General features: G+C 62.2%; 11 protein-coding genes. 1 reads left to right on the top strand and 10 read right to left on the bottom strand.

Annotated elements, in window-relative coordinates; genetic code table 11:
- Position 1 precedes the first annotated feature (1 nt).
- From ACSQ84_RS02780 to ACSQ84_RS02755, 6 genes are all read right to left on the bottom strand, one after another.
- Entirely contained in the window at positions 2–9,772 is a 9,771-nt protein-coding gene (locus ACSQ84_RS02780; RefSeq protein WP_436210113.1) for an amino acid adenylation domain-containing protein, read from the bottom strand.
- Between the two features lie 50 nt (positions 9,773–9,822).
- The gene (locus tag ACSQ84_RS02775; RefSeq protein ID WP_436210112.1) at positions 9,823–10,791 is read right to left on the bottom strand and encodes a TauD/TfdA family dioxygenase; all 969 of its coding nucleotides are present in this window, start codon (positions 10,789–10,791) and stop codon (positions 9,823–9,825) included.
- Positions 10,760–11,515 carry a thioesterase II family protein gene (locus ACSQ84_RS02770; RefSeq protein ID WP_436210111.1) on the bottom strand — a complete coding sequence of 252 codons (756 nt, stop codon included), beginning with the start codon at positions 11,513–11,515 and terminating at the stop codon, positions 10,760–10,762. The genes ACSQ84_RS02775 and ACSQ84_RS02770 overlap by 32 nt, the downstream gene beginning before the upstream one ends.
- A gap of 20 nt (positions 11,516–11,535) precedes the next feature.
- On the bottom strand, positions 11,536–11,766 hold the full coding sequence (locus ACSQ84_RS02765; RefSeq protein ID WP_436210110.1) for an MbtH family protein: 231 nt from the start codon (positions 11,764–11,766) through the stop codon (positions 11,536–11,538).
- A 373-nt stretch (positions 11,767–12,139) separates the two neighbouring features.
- Positions 12,140–14,476: a TonB-dependent receptor gene (locus ACSQ84_RS02760; protein ID WP_436211155.1), complete on the bottom strand. Its 2,337-nt coding sequence runs from the start codon at positions 14,474–14,476 to the stop codon at positions 12,140–12,142.
- A gap of 246 nt (positions 14,477–14,722) precedes the next feature.
- On the bottom strand, positions 14,723–15,871 hold the full coding sequence (locus ACSQ84_RS02755; protein ID WP_436210109.1) for an amidohydrolase: 1,149 nt from the start codon (positions 15,869–15,871) through the stop codon (positions 14,723–14,725).
- Between the two features lie 422 nt (positions 15,872–16,293).
- On the opposite strand from ACSQ84_RS02755, the gene ACSQ84_RS02750 reads away from it, so the two are divergent.
- A complete protein-coding gene (locus ACSQ84_RS02750) occupies positions 16,294–16,668 on the top strand; it encodes a hypothetical protein (RefSeq protein WP_436210108.1) in 375 nt (124 codons plus the stop codon).
- A gap of 91 nt (positions 16,669–16,759) precedes the next feature.
- Here the strand turns inward: ACSQ84_RS02750 and ACSQ84_RS02745 are convergent, their stop codons facing one another.
- The 4 genes from ACSQ84_RS02745 to fmdA all read right to left on the bottom strand — a co-directional run bounded on the left by ACSQ84_RS02745 (position 16,760) and on the right by fmdA (position 20,287).
- On the bottom strand, positions 16,760–17,065 hold the full coding sequence (locus ACSQ84_RS02745) for a hypothetical protein (RefSeq protein ID WP_436210107.1): 306 nt from the start codon (positions 17,063–17,065) through the stop codon (positions 16,760–16,762).
- A 481-nt stretch (positions 17,066–17,546) separates the two neighbouring features.
- A complete protein-coding gene (locus ACSQ84_RS02740; protein WP_436210106.1) occupies positions 17,547–18,587 on the bottom strand; it encodes an aliphatic amidase in 1,041 nt (346 codons plus the stop codon).
- A 40-nt stretch (positions 18,588–18,627) separates the two neighbouring features.
- Positions 18,628–18,969, bottom strand: coding sequence for an FmdB family zinc ribbon protein (locus ACSQ84_RS02735; RefSeq protein WP_436210105.1), 342 nt, complete (start codon positions 18,967–18,969; stop codon positions 18,628–18,630).
- Between the two features lie 88 nt (positions 18,970–19,057).
- Complete coding sequence (gene fmdA, locus ACSQ84_RS02730) at positions 19,058–20,287, bottom strand: formamidase (protein WP_436210104.1); 1,230 nt, start codon at positions 20,285–20,287, stop codon at positions 19,058–19,060.
- Between the last annotated feature and the right edge of the window lie 15 nt (positions 20,288–20,302).

Here is a 20,302-nt window from a genome sequence, read left to right as displayed (position 1 = left end):
GTCACACTCCCGATGCGATCAGATCTTGAAGTTCTTCTGCATCGAACTCACGCTCGATCAGCCTGATCGAGACGATCCGGGCGAACTGGGCGAGTTCCGGATGAACGAACAGATCCGAAATCTGCATCGACACGCCGAGTTCCTGAGACACCCGACTGAGCAGCCGCACCGCAATCAACGAGTGCCCGCCGAGTTCGAAGAAATGATCGTTGCGTCCAATCCGGTCGACGCCAAGCAACTCGGCCCAGATCCGCGCCAGCGCGATCTCGATTTCGCCCTCGGGCGCCGCATAGCCGCGACCTGCCAGAGCGCCGTCATGTGGTGGCGGGAGCGCCCGCCGGTCGATCTTGCCGTTCGGGGTCAGCGGCAGTTGCTCAAGCACCACGATTACCGCGGGAACCATGTAGTCCGGGAGCATCGCCAACAACGCTTCGCGCAGCGCCCGACCCTCAAGCGTCCGCTCTCCGCTCGCGTAGGCGATCAGCTGGCGCCCCATGCTTGTCTCGCGTGTCACCACGACGGCGGAGCGTACGCCGCGCTGCTCCAGCAAACGCGCTTCAATCTCCCCCAGTTCGATCCGGAAGCCGCGAATCTTCACCTGATGGTCAGCGCGCCCGACATATTCGATCACGCCGTCAGCCCGCCACCGCGCCAGATCCCCGGTCCGGTAGAGACGTCCGCCCTCGCCACCGATGGGGTCCGGAATGAACCGTTCCGCCGTCAGCGCGCTGCGCTTCAAATAGCCGCGCGCCAATCCCACGCCACCGATGAACAACTCGCCTGTCACGCCGGCGGGCACCATGTTGAGTTCGGCGTCGAGGATGTAGGCGGACCGGAAGCCAACGGGCCGTCCGATCGGCCCGTATTGACCCGGCGTCAACGCAGCCTCGTCGACCATCCATGCCGTCGGCGCGATCACCGTCTCGGTTGGGCCATAGGCGTTGATCAGAAGATCGACATTGGATGCCCGGCGAAACGCCTTTATTCCTGCATCCGACCAGGCTTCGCCGCCCACGATGCAAACCCGCAGCGAAAGACGTCGGCCGCTGCGTCGCAACGCTTCACTCAACTGGTCGGCATAGGACGGAGGCAGAAACAGCACCGTGACCGAATTGCGCATGATTTCGCCGATGAGATCGTCGATCAGCAGGCCCGGCCTGGATGGCAGAACGAGCGACCCGCCCGTCATCAGCGGCACCAGCCATCTTTCGTGGGCGATGTCGAAGTTAATCGAAGCCGACTGGAATTCCCGATCGCCGGCGCTCATCGCATACAGGCGGCCAATCGCCTCGCAATGCATGGCGAGCGGTCCGTGCGAGACCGCCACGCCCTTCGGCGTTCCGGTTGAACCCGACGTGTAGATCACATAGGCGAGGCTGTCCGGGTGGATTTCGATATCGAGGTTGCTCGCATCGTCACCGGCGCGCCACTGCTGCGGCTCATCCAGGCGCAAGGCCTCGATTCCGGTCTCACGCAGCACCGGCGCAAGACGCTGGAGCAGCGCACGTTCCGAAAGCACCAGCCTCGTCGCACTGTCGCGCAGCATGTGGGCAAGGCGATCGTCTGGATAGTCCGGATCGAGTGGAAGATAAGCGCCGCCGGCCTTCAGGACAGCCAGCAGCGCGACCATCATGTCGGGGCTGCGCGTCAGCGCCAGACCGACCAGGCGATCCGGACCAATGCCCCAGCGGCGAAGACGTCGCGCCAGCCGGTTGGCCCGGGCGTTCAACTCACCATAGCTGACTGACTCAGCGCCCCACACCAGCGCAACCGACGAGGGCGCTTGCGCGGCCCGCGCCTCGATATGCGCGACGACGCCGACATAGGGAGACGAACGCGATGCCGCCAATGCCGCTGCGCCGCTCCAGTTCAAAACTTGCCGTGCTTCATCATTGTCGGGCAATCCGAGATTACCCAACGGCCGCTCGGCATTGGCCACGATCTGCTCCAGCAATCCACGCAAGCCGTCTCGCAGACGCAGGATCCCGGTTCCGTCGAAACGGGTCCGGTCGTAATTGAACTCCAGCTTGAGCGCATCCGCTCCGGCGAACACGGCGAGCGCCAACGCATAGTTCGTGGGCGTGACGTGTTCGACGCGCCCGAGGCGAGGGCCGCCTTCGCCGGTTCTCCGCAACGCCTCGTCGACCGGGTAGTTTTCGAACACCAGGATGCTGTCGAACAGGGTCTGCCCGGCATGCCCGGCAAGACGCTGGATCTCGTACAGCGGCGTCCAGCCATGCTCGCGCAAAGCCAGGTTCTGCTCCTGCAACTGGCGTAGCCAATCGCCGACACTGGCTTGCGGATTCGGGGCGTCGATGATCGGCAGCGTGTTGATGAACAGGCCGACCATCTCCTCGGAGCCGGCCAGCTCTGCCGGACGGCCCGATACGGTGACCCCGAAGCAGACTGCGCCCTGCCCCGAATGCCGCCGCAACAACTGCGCCCATGCCGCCTGAGTGAGCGTGTTGAGCGTCACCCGCTCCCGCTTCGCAACTGACTTCAGCCGTTCGGTCAACTCCGCGCTCACCGCAAGCGCGATGCTGGCGTGACCTGCCGCCTCCCTGTCACGCGATGGTAACGCATTTGCCAGCAAGGTCGGCGCGTCCAGCTTTTCCAGCGCATCGCGCCAGAACGTGGCGGCGCCCGCATGATCGCGGCCCCGCAGCCACGCGATGTAGTCGCGATAGTTGCCTTGCACGGCCCGCAACGTGCCGCCGCTCACGTGCTGCAGCACCTCCGCAATCAGCCGCGCCGAACTCCAGCCGTCGATAAAAATGTGATGATGGGTCCAGATCAGCCAGTGCCTGGTGTCGTCGAGACGGATCAAACATACCCGCTGCAACGGTGGACGGGAGACGTCGAAACCGCTTTCGCGCTCCCGGCGTGACGCATCGGCTAGCGCGGTTTCCAACCCGCCGCTGCGCTCCAGCGCCGCCGCCCGATCGCGCCAATCCTCTTCGACAAAAGGTACCGCCACATGACGGTGCACCACCTGCTGCGCCGAGCCGGGCAAATGCTCCCAGACAAAACCGGTCCGCAACGCCGCGTGCCGGTCACTCACCACCTGCCACGCCGCTTTCAGCTTGCCGGCATCGAAGCCAAACATTTCGAGCCCGACCTGGTTCACATAGACGTCGTCAACGCCGTCGCGGAGCGCGTGGAACAGCATGCCTTGCTGCATAGGCGAAAGCGGATAGATATCCTCGACGCCGCGCAGGTTCTGAGCGGTCCCCAGCCGATCGAGATCGGCCTGGCCGAGGCCGGACAACGCAACGTCGGACGGCGTCATGCCCCACGCGCCGCTGCAGCAATGCGTCACCAGTTCACGCAGCGCGGTCTCATACATTCGCGCCAGCCGCTCGACCGTCTCTCGCCGATAGCGCTTGCGCCCGTATCCAAAGGAGAGAAGCAGACGTTCCTCACGCACTTGCCCGGTGATGTTGAGCCAGCCCCTGAGGTGAGCGGCATCGCTTCGTGACGAGCCTGAACTCTCCGGTGCGAAATCAAACAGCGAGGATGCACCCACGCTGCCGTCGAACCGGCCGAGATAGTTGAACACGATCTTCGGTTCCGCCAACCGCGCCAGCGCGTTGCGTTGCTCCTCGGAGCCGAGATAGCGCAGCACGCCGTAGCCAAGTCCGCGGTTCGGAACAGCACGGAGCTTTTCCTTGACCGATTTGATCAGCGAAGCGTCGTCGCTTGATCCATCATTGAGCCGCACCGGGAAAGCCGTTGTAAACCAGCCCACCGTGCAGGAAATATCCGTTCCGGGAAAAATATCCTCGCGGCCGTGGCCTTCGAGTTCGACGCTGAGATCGTCGACGCGGCCCCAGCGCGAGAGGGCGCGCGCCAGGCTCGCCAGCATCAGGTCGTTGACCTGCGTCCGATAGGCGGACGGCGCTTCCTGCAGCAGCATCGACGTCAATTCGGCATCGAGGATCAGCGACACCTCGTCGCCGTCCTCGACGAGATCCGGACCGCCATGGTCGTTATCGCAGGGCAGGTCTGCTCCCGCGCCGCTCGCGAGCCAGAACGGCAGTTCATCGGCAAGTTCCGCGGTGGCCGCATAGGCATGCAGCCGCTCTCCCCAAGACGCATAGGATTCGCCCTTCGGCGGCAGCGAAGCAGCGGCAGCGCCCTGCTTCAGCTGATCGTATGCTGCGGCCAGATCCTCCAGCAGAACCCGCCACGAGACGCCGTCAACGGCCAGATGATGAATCGCGATCAGCAGCCGTTGACTGCCATCGACAAGATCCATTGCTGCCGCGCGCAACAGGGGACCCGACGACAGGGACAGGCTCGCCTGTGCGCCAGAAGCTATCGCCGTAACCTGCGCGGCGTAACCGACATCACTGCGAACCCATAACAATTCTGACGGCGCCGGTGCTGCGCCATATTCTCCCCGCCACGTGCGGCCGACCTGTTCGAACCGCAGGCGCAACGCATCGTGATGATCCACGACCGCAGCGAGCGCACGTCGCAGCACCTCCCAGTCAAGTCGCGACTGCGGGACTAGCAGCACCGCCTGGTTCCAATGATTCCGGTTGCCGGCGTCCTCATCGAAGAAGCGGATCTGGATCGGCAGCAGGCGATGCACGCCGGTTACCCGGTCGCGCTCGACGACGGTCTCCGCCGTGTATTTCTCCTGCCTTGCGGCAGGCACCGCCGCGATCGTCGCGACATTGGCCAGGCGCGCCACGGTTTGCTGTCCGAAGACCTGTTTTGGCGTCAGACGGATGCCGCGCTTGCGCAACCTCGCGATGATCTGCAGGCTGAGAATCGAATCGCCGCCGAGCTCGAAGAAGTTGTCGTTGCGGCCGATCCGGTCCCGACCGAGCACCTCGCGCCAGACCGCGGCGATGGCCTCCTCGATCTCTCCCTCAGGCGCCGAGTAGCTCGCGACAGCCGTTTCTTGATCCGGCTCCGGAAGCGCCTTGCGATCCACCTTGCCGTTTGACGTCAGCGGCAAGCGCTCGAGCAGAACGACGCGCGACGGCACCATGTATTCCGGCACGACGGCAGCTAGTTGCTGCTTGATCGCGTCCGCCTTCGGCGTCGCGCCGGACCGGGGAACGCAGTACGCGACGAGCTCCTGCCGTTCGGCGCTCGTTCCGATGGCGCGGGCAATAACGACCGCGTCATCGATCTCCTGCAATGCCTTGACCGCGCGGGCCACCTCCCCAAGCTCGATGCGATAGCCACGCAACTTGATCTGCTCGTCCCCGCGACCGAGGAACAACAACCGGCCCAACTGATCGCAGCGAACCAGATCCCCGGTCCGATACAGCCGCTCTCCGCTCGGTCCGAACGGATCCGGGACAAAGCGTTCGGCAGTCAGGCCAGCTTGGCGGCGATAGCCTCGCGCCAGCCCGGCGCCTCCGAGATAGAGTTCACCGGCGACGCCGATCGGCACCTCGTTTAGCGCGTCGTCAAGGACACGGGCGCGCAGATTGGCGAGCGGCAAGCCGATCGGAACTGGACCAACCTCGCCTGCAGGCTCGCATTCATGGGTAACCGCACCGACCGTTGTTTCCGTCGGACCATAGTGATTGAGAATTCGGCATTGCGGTCGCAATTGACGGATTTCGTTCAACAGAGCCGCGTCGCAGGCCTCGCCGCCGAGAATGAGGACATCGCGAGGCAGCAGATCGGCCGAGCGCGACGCCTGCAACAGTCCGCGCAGATGACTGGGTACGATCTTGAGAATACCGACCTCGCCGTCGCGCATGGCCTGCGCGAAGGAATCCGCATCGAACACCGTTTCCGGTGGCAGCAGATGCAACGTTGCGCCAGAAGCAAGCGCGCAGAACAGCACGGTGTGACCGAGATCGGCCGCAACGGTCGAGACCATTGCCATGCTCGCCAGGTGCGGCGGTTGCACGCGCTGCAGCAAGGCCTGCACATAATTTGCCAGCGCACCGTGCGAGACGGCGACGCCCTTGGGCGCTCCGGTCGATCCGGACGTGTAGATCACATAAGCGGTTTGCCCGGGATGGATCGTGCAGTCCGCAAGCACGCTTCCCCATTCATCCAAGTTGGCTTTGGCGTCCGCATCGAGCACAAGGCAATCGAGCGCAAGCGCCTCGGCCAGCTTCTCACCGGCCGCCAACACTATTTCAATGCCCCCGTCCGCTAGAATCCCCCGGATCCGTTGCACCGGCCATTTCGGATCAAGCGGCACATAGGCGCCGCCGGCCTTGAGCACGCCAAGCAGCGCCGCAACGAAAGCCGGAGAGCGCTCGATCCACAACGCAACCGGCACCTCCCGTGTCACGCCCTTGGCAGCGAGCATGCGCGCGATACCGTCCGACTTCCGCTCGAGGTCCACGAAAGTCAATGACTCGCTGCCGCATTGGATGGCAACCGCGGTGTGCCGATCGGCCGTCGCAGCGCGATAACGACTGACCACATCGGTGAACCGAAACGCAGCAGTCCGGCTTGACACGACCTGCCGGTTCGCTTCGTCGATCACGAACTCCGATACCGGGCGTTCGGCATCTTCCGCGATCTGGCGGAGCAACGAACCAAACTGTGCCGCCAGCCGCGAGATCGTCGCGTGGTCGAAAAGATCGGTGGCGTAATTGAACGTCGCCTTCATGCCGTCGGCGCCATCGACGATATCAAGCGCGAGATCGAAATGCGAACCCGCAAGATCCAGAATCTCGACTTCGGAAACAAGTCCTTCGACGCCGTCAAATCCGCTCGCCGCCTTCATATAGTTGAACTTCGCCTGGAACAGCGGGTTATGACCGCCGCTGCGTTCGGGCCGCAGACCGTCGACCAGCATCTCGAAGGGAAGGTCTTGATGGGATAGCGCTTCGATCACCGCTTCCTTGACTTGCTGGAGCAATTGCGGGAACGTCGCTCCATCGACGATCTCCGCACGCAGCACCAGCGTATTGACGAAGCAACCGATCAATCGTTCGAGCTGCGCGTGCCGGCGTCCCGCCACCGGCACACCGACGCGCAAATCGCTCTGGCCCGTATAGCGATACAGCAGCGCCTGATAGGCCGCGAGCAGCAGCATGAAGACACTCGTGCGATGCTTTCCGGCGGTCTCGCGGAGTTTGGCGGCCAGCGCTCCATCGATCGCAAGGCCGATCGTATCTCCGCGATGGCTTTGCGTCGCCAAACGCGGCCGATCGTGCGGCAGAGCCAGCACCGGATGCGCATCGCCGAGCTTTGCGCGCCAATATGCAAGCTGCCGGTCTGCCTCACCTTGCGCGAGCCAATCGCGTTGCCAGCTAGCGAAATCCGCATACTGAATCAGCGGCGCCGGCGGTGGACCGACGTCGCCCCGGATGAAGCTGCGATAAAGCCCCGCCAACTCCCTGAGCATCACGTCGAGCGACCACCCATCGACGACAATGTGATGGGCGAGCAGCAACAGTTCGTGCTCGTCGTCCGTGAGTTGCAACAAGGCGGCCCGCAGCAGCGGTCCGTTGACGAGATCGAACGGTTTGGCGAGTTCGGCGCGGCCGATCCCCGCGGCCTGTTCGGCGCGCCCCCGCGCGGGATATAAGCGGAGATCCTCGTGGCGGATGCCAAACCTCAGGGAGCCGTGAATGACCTGCTTTGCGCGACCTTCTTGCGCGACAAAGGTGGTGCGCAGCACCTCATGGCGCTGAACGATCTCCGCCATCGCCCGCGACAAGGCGGCATGATCGAGCTTTCCTTTCAGCCGGACCGTGGTCGCAACCGTGTAGGCCGTTCCGCCCGGGTCCACGTTCCAGAGAAACCACAACCGTTCCTGGGCATGGGACAAGGTCATGCGGCTCGCCGGCGCCGCCCGCTGGATCGGCGGGAGAGCCCGACCCGCGCCTTCACCCACCAGCGCATCGATCCGGCCTGCGAAAGCTGCGAGCGTCGGCGCGTCGAAGAAGCTGCGCAGTTCCACCTCGACGCCGAAGCGTTCGCGGATCGCAGCGGCGGTCTGTCCGGCCGCGATCGAGTTTCCGCCCAACATGAAGAAATCGTCTTCCCGGTGGACAGCCTGCACACCGAGCGCATCGCGCCAGATCGACGCCAGGGCACGCTCGGTATCGCTCGCGGGTGCCGTCAATGCGGCGCCATCGCGGCGACGCCCTCGTTCGAAGACCATGAAGCTGTCGAGCGAGTTGTCGGCCCAACGCGCGCTGCAAGCCGAACGCTGCAGCTTCCCGCTGGTCGTCAGCGGCATGCCCTGCGGATTCAACAGGATGACGACAGCCGGATATTCCTGCGCCTGTCGAAGCACAGCCTCGCCGATCGCCTGAGCAAGAGCCTCGGGATTCCCGCGCTTGAGAACGGTCCGACTGAACTCAGCGGCGACGCCAATGCTTTCCCGTCCGTCGACTTCGACCGCAAAGGCGGCCACCCGTCCGCTGCGAACCGACTCGACATCCGCCTCGACGGCCTGCTCGACATCCGTCGGATACACGTTCTGACCGCGAACGATCAGCAAATCCTTGAGCCGGCCGGTGATCACCAGTGTGCCGTCCTGGATAAAGCCAAGGTCTCCGGTGCGCAGCCAGCGCATGCCATCGCGCTCAACGAAGGCCTTTGAGGTGGCTACCGGATTATTCCAGTACCCGAGCGCAACGCTGGGACCGGCGACCCAGATCTCGCCGACTTCGTCAGCCTCTGGGGTCGACGATCCATCGGCGCGCATGATGCACGTGGCATGACCGGCCACCGTTTGACCGCAGGCCACGAGATCGGTGCCTTCGTCGGTGGCCGCAATGCGGCCTGCCGCGAGTGCCGCCGTATCGAGGGTGTAGCTGACGGTCTCGGACGCGAGTTCGCCGGCACTGACCAGCAGCGTCGCTTCGGCAAGACCGTAACAGGCTGTCAGCGCACGCTGGTCGAACCCGGCCTGCTTGAACCGCTCCCCGAACCTCTGGAGTGTGGCGCGCCGGACAAACTCCGAGCCGGAGAATGCGAATCTCCAACGGCTGAGGTCGAGCCGGCGGATGGTGTCATCGGAAATACGATCGGTACACAGCGAGAAGGCAAAATCGGGTCCGCCGCTGATCGTTCCTCCGTGGCGATCGATGGCTTCAAGCCAGCGTCGCGGCCGTCCGAGAAAATTGCGTGGCGACATCAGGACGCCGGTAAAGCCCACAAACAGCGGATTCAACAACCCACCGATCAGTCCCATGTCGTGATAGAGCGGCAGCCAGCTGACGAATACGTCGTCGGGCGTTCCTCCGGCAACAGCCTGGATGGCACGCTCATTGGCCGTCAGATTGCCGTGCGAGACGCAAACGCCCTTTGGTTCGGACGTTGACCCGGACGTATACTGCAGGAAGGCGACGGCATCCGCCCTGGGCCTCGTCTCTCGCCAATCGGCAGCCAGCCCCTGCGCGACAGCGTCGACGTTAACGATCTGGACATTGGTCAGTTCGGGAAGCGCTGCCTCCACGACGGCCCGCAGAGCTGTCTCCGTCAATATGAAGCGAGGCGCCGCATCGCGTAAAATCCCGGTGAGACGTCCCGCATAGCGATCGGCGTTACCTTCCGGTGGATAGGCTGGAACCGCGATCACGCCCGAATACAGGCACGCATAGAATGCGACGGCATAGTTGACCCCGCTGGGCAGCAGGATGATCGCTCGTTCGCCCGCGCTGCCCATTTGTTGCAACTGTGCCGCAACCGACCGAATCCGCTCGTCCAGCGCGGCGAACGTCAGCTCTTCAGCGACGTCATCTCCTTCGAGGAAGCGCAACGCCGGCCGATCCGGACGCAACGTGACGTGATCGCGCAGTCGTTCGACGAGATTGTCCTTGTGCATGCGATTCAGAATCCAGTTTCGGGGGCGATCGAAATCTCAGCGAGGATCGATCAGCTCTGCCGATGGGCTTCGGCCATGGCGACGATCACCTTGCGCGGTCCCTTGAACGGCGCTCGGGCATGCGCGGTGAGCATGTTGTCGAGCATGACGACGTCGCCAGCCTGCCAGGGAAAACTGATCTTGTGCGCCTCCAGCACGTTGCGCACGGTGGTCAGCGTCTCGTCGTCGATTGGCGACCCGTCGCCGTAGAACACGTTGCGCGGCAGCTCGACCTCGTCGCCGACGACGTCGAGCAAGCTCTCACGCACCTCCGGCTCGAGATTCGAGACGTGAAACAAATGAGCCTGATTGAACCAGACCCAATCACCCGTGACCGGGTGACGTGCCGTGCCCTGGCAGATCTGGCGCGTGCGCAGTTCGCCGTCCTCTTTCCACTCGCAATCGATGCCATGCCGGGCGCAATAGGCCTCGACCTCCGACCTGGAATCGGTGCCGAACACCTGCTGCCAGTCGACATCGAGGCCGTTGCCGTAGTTGCGGACATACATCACGCCCTTCTCGGCAAAACGCTCCCGAATGGCTGACGGCATATCGCGATAGATCGCGCGGCTGTCGGCGATCGGCGTCTCGCCGCCCTGCTGCGCCGGCTGCATGCAATAGAACCAGATCTTCATCGGCCAATCCCGGGTATAGGCCTGCTCGTTGTGCAGCGGAATATGCTGGTGCGGTGGGTATTCAGTTGACGTGTAGACGCCGGACGTGACCTGCGAGCGCGGCGTCGATCCGAATTCGTAGCTGAGCAGCGGATGGCCGAAATCGGCTGCGAACGCCCGGAACGCGTCGGGGCCATCGAGGACGAAGTCACGAAACACGATACCGCCGCAGTCGGTCAAATGCCGGTCGATGGTGTCGCGCAACATGGGAAGTGCCGCGCCGAGCGGTTGCCCGGCCTGGTCGGCCTTGAGCAACAGCGGAAGGCTGCTGCCCTCAACGAGTGGCAGGACGGAGAATACGCTCATGATCCTTGCTCCAATGCGAACCAGTCGATCGTCCGGATTGCCGGGCCAGGGCCGATCCGACCAGGTCGAGCAGTTCGGCCTGCTGCGTGTGAATGAAGAAGTGATGTCCCGGCAGCATGTCGAGCGCGAATTCGGCTGCGGTCTCCTGCCGCCAGGCTTGCAGCGATTCGCGGCTGGTCTCGTCGTCGAGGCCGCCGAAGATGTGGACCGGACACGGCAGCGGACGCCGCGGTCGATAGCCATAGGCGCCGCACATCAGAAAATCGGCGCGGAGCACCGGTAGCGCCGACCGCATCAGTTCCGCGTTCGACAGCGCCTCGTCTGGCGTGCCCTGCAGGTTACGCAGTTCCTTCAGCAGCGCTTCGTCGCTCAGCGGCAGGCGCCATTTGCTTCCGTCTCGAACGGCCGGCGCCTCCGTGCCCGAGCCGAAGAAAATGGCCGGCACCGGTGCGCCGCGATCGAGCAGGCTGTGGGCAACCTCAAAACCAATCAGCGCGCCGAGGCTATGGCCAAACAACGCATATGGACCATCAAGCCGGGCCTGAATCTCCAACGCGAGTTGCGAAGCGAGTGCCCGGGGATCGCTCGCCAAGGGCTCGTCCATGCGCGCGCCGCGTCCGGGCCATTCGACCGGCCAAACATCGATCCATGCCGGCAGCAGCCTGCGCCACCGTGCATAGAACATGGCGCTGCCGCCGGAGTAAGGCAGACAATAAAGCCGCATCGGACGACGGGCTCCCTTGGCTATGCCGACTTCTGCGGCGGAGCCGTCTCGTCCATGAATTTGCGCAGCGTCAGCGGACGCATATCGGTCCACACCTGCTCGATGTGATCGAGGCATTCCTTCTTCGTGCCGGTCTTGCCGACCGCCTTCCAACCGTTTGGAATGTCCTTGAACGTCGGCCAGATCGAATATTGCTCTTCGTGATTGATGACGACGGTGAAGGTGACGTCGTCTCTGTCAAAAACCATCATGGCCCGGCACCTTTTTAAAACGAAAGCAATGGCGCCTTGACTAGGTCAGAAGCAAATGATGGTCAAAGCAATATCGGCGACGAAGTTTTTAATAGCTCCAAGCTGGCGTGTTAGCGAAAACTACAACCTCCGCGCAGCGCAGAGCTGCATAGGACAAGTCCCTGATTTGCAAACGCGATCCATATTTCTTCGAATTCTAATCTTCCACGCCGGAACATTTTTCGCTCTGGAAAATCGCGCACGAGTTCTCGAGCCATTTTCATCGCATTGTCATCAACTCCGCGAAAACCTGACAGCGACAACATGCGCACAAAAAAATGCCGCCGCGGATATCCGCGACGGCATGTATTGGCGGCGATGAGGGCGACAGTGTTCAGAAGTTGAACGTCGTCGACACCAAGTAGGTACGCGGAGCGCCGAGGGATACTGCGCTGCTCACCGTGCGATAGGAGTTCCAGTATGCCTCGTTGAAGACATTTTCGACATTGGCGCGAATGACGATCGGCTTGCCGTTCCAGGGAGACAGGAAGGTGTAGCGCGCACCGAGGTCAACGCGCGTCCATGACGGCAACTCCTGCGTATTCGCATCGTTGGCGTAGCTCTCACTGGTATAGATGACCCGACTCGTCAGCGTGAGCCCGTTCAGGAAAGGCGTGTCCCATTCGGCACCGAAATTGACATTGACCGCCGACACACCGACAGGCGTTTTGCCGTTGTAGTTGAAAATCAACGCGCCGGCCGAGGTCGATTGCCTGACCACTTCACCATCGATCAAAGTCACGCCACCCAGCACCCGGATCGCAGGCGTCACTTCACCGAAGACATAGAGCTCCATCCCTCTATTGCGCTGCTCTCCGGACAATTGCCTAGCGGGCAGGCGCCCCGGAACGGGAACCGCGATCGCATTCGGGCTGGTGATATCGAACACGCTCGCCGTAGCGGTGATCCGGCCCATGTCGATCTTGACGCCGGCCTCCTTCTGCTTGGTCTGAGCGGGCGGAAGGATTTGTCCGACATTCGAGTACGTCGTGGCTCCGACGACGACTTCCGGGGCCTTCAGTCCTTCGATGTAGTTGGCGTAGAGCGAGATGTTTTCCAGTGGCTTCACGATGACCGCGTAGCCGGGACTCCAGGTCGGAACTTCGACGCTTGTTCTCGCGTTGGTCAGGAGGTTCAAACTATCCGCGCCTGCCGTCTGTCGCCTAGCCCCAACGATCACCTGAAGTCTGTTATTGAACATCGACATCGTATCCGCGATGCCGACGCTGGAAAGCTTTGTCTGGCTTTCCAGGTTCTGCACCACGGTGGCGAAATTCGGGTAAGGGATCGCGACCGGGTTGTACAGGTTTGAATTGATGACCGCGCCTGCCCTGCCGAACGAGCTGTAGTCGCGCTCGAAGGCGGAGTAGTTGACCGTCACGAGATGGTTGACGGGACCGGTGTCGACCGAGGCACGAATCCCGACCTCGCCCGCATAATTGTCATAGACATCGCGTCCATTGAAGGGGACGGCCGTCCAGGCGCCGTTGGCGTTCGTGATGCGCGGCGATGGATAGATGTAGTCGATCTCGCTCCTGTGGTATCCAACTGCGCCATATGCGGTGACCGACTCGGTCAGATCGACTTCGCCACGCGCCATCGCGAACGCATCCCGGGGCTTCCATGTCGCCCAATCCGGCATGTAGTTGGTGCCGGGCTTCGGTAAGGCTGGAACCGGAATGGTGGTGGCAAACGGCGGGCTGGTGGTGAACGTCAGGAACCGCAGCGGCGGGTTAAGATTTTCAGCCTGGTAACCGATATCCGTGGAGAAGCGCACACGCTCACCGCGGTAGTCCATATTGAGCACGGCGTTGCCGATCTCACCGGTCTGCCGGTCAAACGCGGTCTGTCCGCCTCCCCCTCCGCCATTGAACCTGATTCCGAACTCCTTGTTCTCACCGTAGCGCCGCGCCACATCGACCAGCGCTCCGACTTGAGACTTGGATATGTATCTAGTGGTCAGCTGCGTGATGTCGTAGTCGGGAGCGCTCTTCGTTACCAGGTTGATGCTTCCTCCTACGGCACCTGCGGGCGGCATGCCGTTGAGCAATACACTCGGTCCCTTCAGAACCTCGACACGCTCGAGGTAATTGGCCGATGTTGAATAGAACGGCGCCATTCCATAGAGGCCGTTCATGGAATAGTCGCCGCTGTCGTAGTAGAAACCACGAACATAGGCCCCGTCGATGCCGTTGCCGCTGGGCGTCTTCATCCGGACCGATGGATCGTTGAGCAGGACATCGCCGACGGTGCGCGCTTGCTGGTTCTGGATCAACTGCGCCGTATAGTTGGTCTGGTTGAAGGGCGTATTCATCACGCCGCGGTTGCCGAGAAGTCCGAGGCTCCCGCCCGTCGCAACCTGCCCGCCTGCGTACGGCGCCGGGGGCGCACCGAGAGTTCCGGTCGAAGGCGTTACATAGGGAACCGGTTCGGCGCGGCGAGGCGCCGGCGCGGCGACGCGGCGTTGAACACGCGACGTGGACGTTTGCGTTCTCCGCACCGCGGTCCGCGCCCGCTGCTGCGTCGGAGCATCCACCGTGACGGGCGGCAGGTTGCCTTGCGCGAATGCCTGCCGAGCACCGGCCGAGACATCCAACGAGAGAGCGAGATAACTCACCGCCCCAAGCGAGACAGCGCGCACAATATTTCCGGCCGCAACTTTACATGTCATACTTCCACCCCAAATCCCAAAGCCAGATCCCGATGGGGTTCTAACTTCAGGAGTGGAAACAGCGAGTAGAAGGCATCTAAGGTAATGATGCGTGCGCACAACAGATTGCGTCAGTTGCGATCGAGCAACACTGCAAACTTTGCAATCGTTCTAATTTATCGTCCGAGAATTTTTTAAGCGTTCTAAATTTGCAAGCGGCGCGCGAAGCCGACGAAGCGATCGACCGTCATCTCATCCCAACAAATTTCATCCCAACAAATTGTGTAACGCACGGATGAAGACGCGCGAGCCGACTTCGATCAATTGATCCGGGAAATCGTAATCCGGCTCGTGCAGACCGGGATGCCGCGTGCCCGCCCCCAGGAAAAACATCGCGGCCTTCGACCGATAGTTGAAACGTCCAAAATCCTCCGACCCTCGCATCGGAAGCCCTTGCCCGGAATACGGCACGCCTTCTGCACCCAGCGCGTTCCGGAGATGAGCGACGGCCGCGGCGTCATTCATGCAATGATGGAACACGTCGCGATAACTGATCTCCGCCTTTAGTCCTTCGCTTGCCGCCACGCTGCGGACCAGGCTTTCGGCCAGCGAGCAAAGCGCCTCCATTTTCGAATCGGTCAGCGTCCTGAGTGTCGCCCAGACCTCGGCATGGCCGGGCGAGATGCCAAACGCCGGCTCCCCCAACTTCGCATGGGTGACCGTCACCATTGAGAACTCTTCGTCGAGCGCGCCGCCCCGTCCGAGCGCGTTGATCTCGCGCAGCAGCCTCGCGATGGCTACTTGCGGCGAAACACCGAGTTCGGGACTGGAGGCGTGTGCGGTTCGTCCGGACAATGCGATCTGCATTCCCCGCGATGCGCAATTGACCAGGCCTTCAGCGACCGCGACCTGCCCAAACGGAAGTCCCGGCAAGTTGTGCAACGAGAACACAAAGTCGGGCTTGATCTGCGCAAACTTCTCGTCGGCGAGGACCGCAGCCGCGCCGGATCCATCCTCTTCCGCCGGCTGGAACAACAGCACGGCGCGCCCTCGTTGCGGGCGTTGGCGACCCAAACCGCGCGCCACGGCCGCCAAAATAGTCATGTGACCATCGTGACCGCAAAGATGCGCTTTTCCTGGCACCGACGAGCGATACGGCAATGCCGAAATTTCCTGAATCGGCAATCCGTCCAATTCGGCGCGAAGCATGATGGTCGGACCAGGCGCATCTCCCTGGTAGATCCCGAGCAGGCCATGCCCACCAAGTCCCGTCACGATTTTGTCGGCACCCGTAGCGAGGAGCAGCGCCTGCACTGCTTGCGCGGTCATCTCTTCCTGCCCCGACAATTCCGGCTTGCTGTGAAGCTCGCGTCGCCAGGCAACCAGTTCCGTCAATTCGTGCTCAGCCAGGAACATGCGTTTGCTCGTACCGTTCAGGTCAAGGGGCGCGGTCCCTGGCATTGATGATGACACCACATGACAATAGGAACGAGTCGTAGAGAGACAGGACCTGGATCGCTATCACCACTCACGCCACAGTAGAACGATCGCTTCAGGTATCGTCGCCTTTGAATCGATCAAAACTCGGCACCGAACCAAGCTTAGAACAGTTTGAAAGAACCATCGAAAGCGATCCAATCAGCTCGCCGGGCTTGCTCAAAAACCTAGTCATTGGAGCGACAAGCCGAACGACGCGCCATCATTGGAAACGTTCCAAACCCCTCCTTCAGGGCACGCTCCGGCACGCGCCGTGTCATTTGACGCTGTCGTGCTTTTTTGCGAGCAGACTTAGAAGCGATCCAATTCAGCCTGCCGACCACGTGGAAGGTCTGTCTCATATGGCCAAGACGAAGAACATCACTATCAAACCTGATTCAGTATTGCCGGATCGGATCATTCAGCTGGCGGCAAATACGCCATACGCCCCATTGGTTGTACGGTACGCTGCCGACCGTGCCGCGTTCTTGTCTGAAATATTATCGTTGCACACCAAGCAGGAGCTTGCGGGAATACGCGGCCTTGGCAAGGCGTCGATCGCAACGATCGAGGCCTGGCTGGCGCAGCATGGGCGCCGGCTGCGAATGCCCGGCGAAAGCCTCGATGCCGTCATTTGCCACTTTGGCGTCCGGCGCAAGCACGCCGGTGTGCACAGGCTCACGGCGCGCGCGCAATCCGAGCCGGTCGGGCACCAACGAGCACCGGCCGTGAACTGATCATATTTTCGAAGCCGACGGCGGGATCAGCGAACAGCAGCGTCGAACCCGACCGCCATACCCGGGGTCGATGGGTATTGCGCATCACGGCTCATGCACGTCCGATCGGCTGCATGACGCGCAAGTCCGCAGCCGGAACAGCTTGGACTTTCGCGGCCAGAGCTGCCTGCAGAGCCTCGACATCCGCGCGCAGGTCCGGCTTCCAGCCGCAGGTGCATCCGCCATCACAACGATGTTGATCGGCGACTTCCTTGTAGACGGCTCCAAGCGCCGACGCGGCGAGACTCATGACCGTCATCGGCGGCAGCTGGGTAGTACGAAGGACATCGCAGAAAGCGATCATGATGGACCGGTGCATCTCTACACCGGCAGATTCGCTGTCAGTATCTGGCTGCATGACTACTCGCGTCCTCGTTTTGGTTCGCGCCATGGCGGGCGGCTCGGCCACAAATGCGCTCGAACGCAAAGGCGCGGTCGGCCGTCAGCGCCAGGGATCGATACGCCCTGATGCGACTGCCATCAAGCCATCGCCTGCGCCCGAAAACTTGAATGGCTCGAAACTGGAAGCCGCGAGGTATCGCCATGACGGGGCTTCGCATGAAGGTCGTGCAGACCCGCGACGCGCGAGGTTTATCTAGCCGTTGATACCCGGCAAGCGCATCACCCCGATTATCGCAACACGATCTCCTGGTCGGCCCAACGCAGATAGCTGCGCGGCGCCGCACCGAGTTCGCGCCTGACGCCATAGCTTCCCGACGCTGGGCCGCATCATCGCCGAGCAGACGGCGGCGATATCGGTGGACGTGGCCGAGAAGACCATGGAGGAAGGCTACCGGACGGGCTGTACTGACGACGACCGGATCGCGCCGGCGCCGACCTCAGTAATTGGTCGCGGACTTCTCGTTCGGAATGCCGTCGATCGGACATTCGTCGGTACCCGCGGTCGGGCGGGTCATCGCCTCGACCATTTCGCGCGTGCCTTCGGGATCGGCGATCCACTTCGAATAGAAATCGTAGGGACAGGCAGCCAGGCCCTTTGCGCTTTCGCCGGAATTGATCATGCCGGTGTAGCCGCGGTGCACCAGCTTGTAGAGATGGTTCTGCGACTGGCCGGTGCGGCGGGCATCGCGGATCAATGTCTTCGAGAGCTGCGCATACTGGATGCCGTATTCCTCCTCGCCTGTCTCGCCGAGCGTGCGGCCGTCGAAGCCGATGATCGCGGAGTGACCAAAATAAGAGTAGACGCCATCGAAGCCGGCGGCATTGGCGACCGCCACATAGACGTTGTTGGCCCAGGCCATCGCCTTGGAAATCAGTATCTGCTGTTCCTTGGCCGGATACATGTAGCCCTGGCAGCGCACGATCAGCTCGGCGCCCTTCATGGCGCAGTCACGCCAGATTTCCGGAAAGTTGCCGTCGTCGCAGATGATCAGGCTGACCTTCAGGCCCTTCGGACCGTCGGAAACATAGGTGCAATTGCCGGGATACCAGCCTTCGATCGGCACCCACGGCATGATCTTGCGGTACTTCTGCACGATCTCGCCCTTGTCGTTCATCAGGATCAGGGTGTTGTACGGCGCCTTGTGCGGATGCTCCTCGTGACGCTCGCCGGTGAGCGAAAACACGCCCCAGACCTTGGCCTTGCGGCAGGCCGCGGCGAAGATTTCGGTCTCGGGACCCGGGACCTGCGAGGCGGTCTCGTACATCTCCTTTGAGTCGTACATGATGCCGTGGGTGGAATACTCCGGGAAGATCACCAGATCCATGCCCGGCAGACCGGTCTTCATGCCCACCAGCATGTCGGCGATCTTGCGGGCGTTGTCGAGCACCTCGGCGTGCGTGTGCAGACGCGGCATTTTGTAGTTGACGACGGCTACGCCGACCGTGTCGTTGCTCGATGAAATGTCGCCGTGAAGCATGGGGTTCGCCTCTCTTGCTCTGTTCTGATCTTGCTGTCGCTCAGTGACTGATCATCCACGGCCGTGCGGTCGGGAAGCTCTTGGCGCCGCTTCTTGTCTTGGTCACCAGCCGCGCCGGCTTCTTGCTCGAACAGCATCCGCAGCCGGGGCCATGCGAGGCCTTGTACTGGTCGAGGGTCTTTGGCGCGTTGGCGCTGCGCTCATTGGTAGCGTGGGCTTTTCGCTTGTCGGACGGCATGCAGAAGAATGCGGGCGCGGTCAGGATCACACGCGGCGAGACGCTTTCGCATTGCGGACAGTCCTGCGGTGCGTCGCATTCCGCCATCGGCCGCATGTCGGTGAACGGGCCGCAATCGTTGCAGAGATATTCGTAGACGGGCATTTTTGTTTCCTCGCGCAACTAAGCTCAGACGTCGCGGTGGATGCGGGGCGGCAGACACGCGCCATCCCGCATCCCTCTCGCGCAGGGATTACTTGTCCTGTGACAGCGGCATCTGGATGTCGCCCTTGATGTGTTTGATCGGTCCCGCCGACGACGGCATGATGTCGAAGTCGAAGATCTCCGACGGCAGCCACAACGTGGCGCAGGCGTTCGGCACGTCGACCACGCCGGAGATGTGGCCCTGGCATGGCGCCGTACCCAGGATCGAATAGGCCTGCGCGCCGGAATAGCCGAACTTCTTCAGATACTCGATCGCGTTCAAACAGGCCTGCCGGTAAGCGATGTGCACGTCGAGATAATGCTGCTTGCCTTGCTCGTCGACCGAAATGCCCTCGAAGATCAGGTAGTCCTTGTAGTTCGGCGTGATCGGTGACGGCTTGAACACGGGGTTCTTGATGCCGTATTTGGCAACGCCGTCCTTGATGAGGTCGACCTTGATATGCAGCCAGCCGGCCATTTCGATCGCGCCGCAGAAGGTGATTTCGCCGTCGCCCTGGCTGAAATGCAGGTCGCCCATCGAAAGACCGGCGCCGGGCACATAGACCGGGAAGTAGATCTTCGAGCCGCGCGACAGATCCTTGATGTCGCAATTGCCGCCATGTTCGCGCGGCGGCACGGTGCGGGCGCCTTCGGCGGCGATCTTGGCCTTGGCATCGCCCTTGGCCTGACCAGCATGCGTGGTCGGCGCGAATGGCGGGTTGGCCAGTCCGGGTACACGGGTCGGGTTGGACGCGATCAGCTCGGCTTCACGCGCATTCCAGGTCGCCAGCATTTTCGGATCGGGCAGACAGCCGATCAGGCCGGGATGGATCAGGCCGGCGAAATTGACACCGGGAATATGACGCGACGACGTATAGAGGCCCTTGATGTCCCAGATCGACTTCTGCGCCAGCGGGAAATGATCGGTCAGGAAGCCGCCGCCGTTCTGCTTGGAGAAGAAGCCGTTGAAGCCCCACAGGCTCTCTTTCAGCGGCCCGACGTCAAGCAGATCGACCACCAGGAGATCGCCGGGCTCGGCGCCCTTGACGCCGATCGGTCCGGACAGGAAGTGCACGATCGACAGATCGATGTCGCGCACGTCATCGGCGGAATCGTTGTTCTTGATGAAGCCGCCGGTCCAGTCGACGGTCTCGATGATGAAGTCATCACCCGGGCTGACCCATTCCACGATCGGGATCTCGGGATGCCAGCGGTTGTGGATCTTGTCGTTTTCGTAGGCCGACTTCGAAAGATCGACCTTGATCAGTGTATCTGGCATCGATAGCTCCCCTTC

It is taken from the genome of Bradyrhizobium sp. LjRoot220 (genome assembly GCF_964252915.1).
In the GTDB taxonomy this organism is placed as follows: Bacteria; Pseudomonadota; Alphaproteobacteria; order Rhizobiales; family Xanthobacteraceae; genus Bradyrhizobium.
The sequence above is the reverse complement of the archived record's forward strand: the minus strand, read 5'-3'. Positions and strand labels throughout refer to the sequence as shown.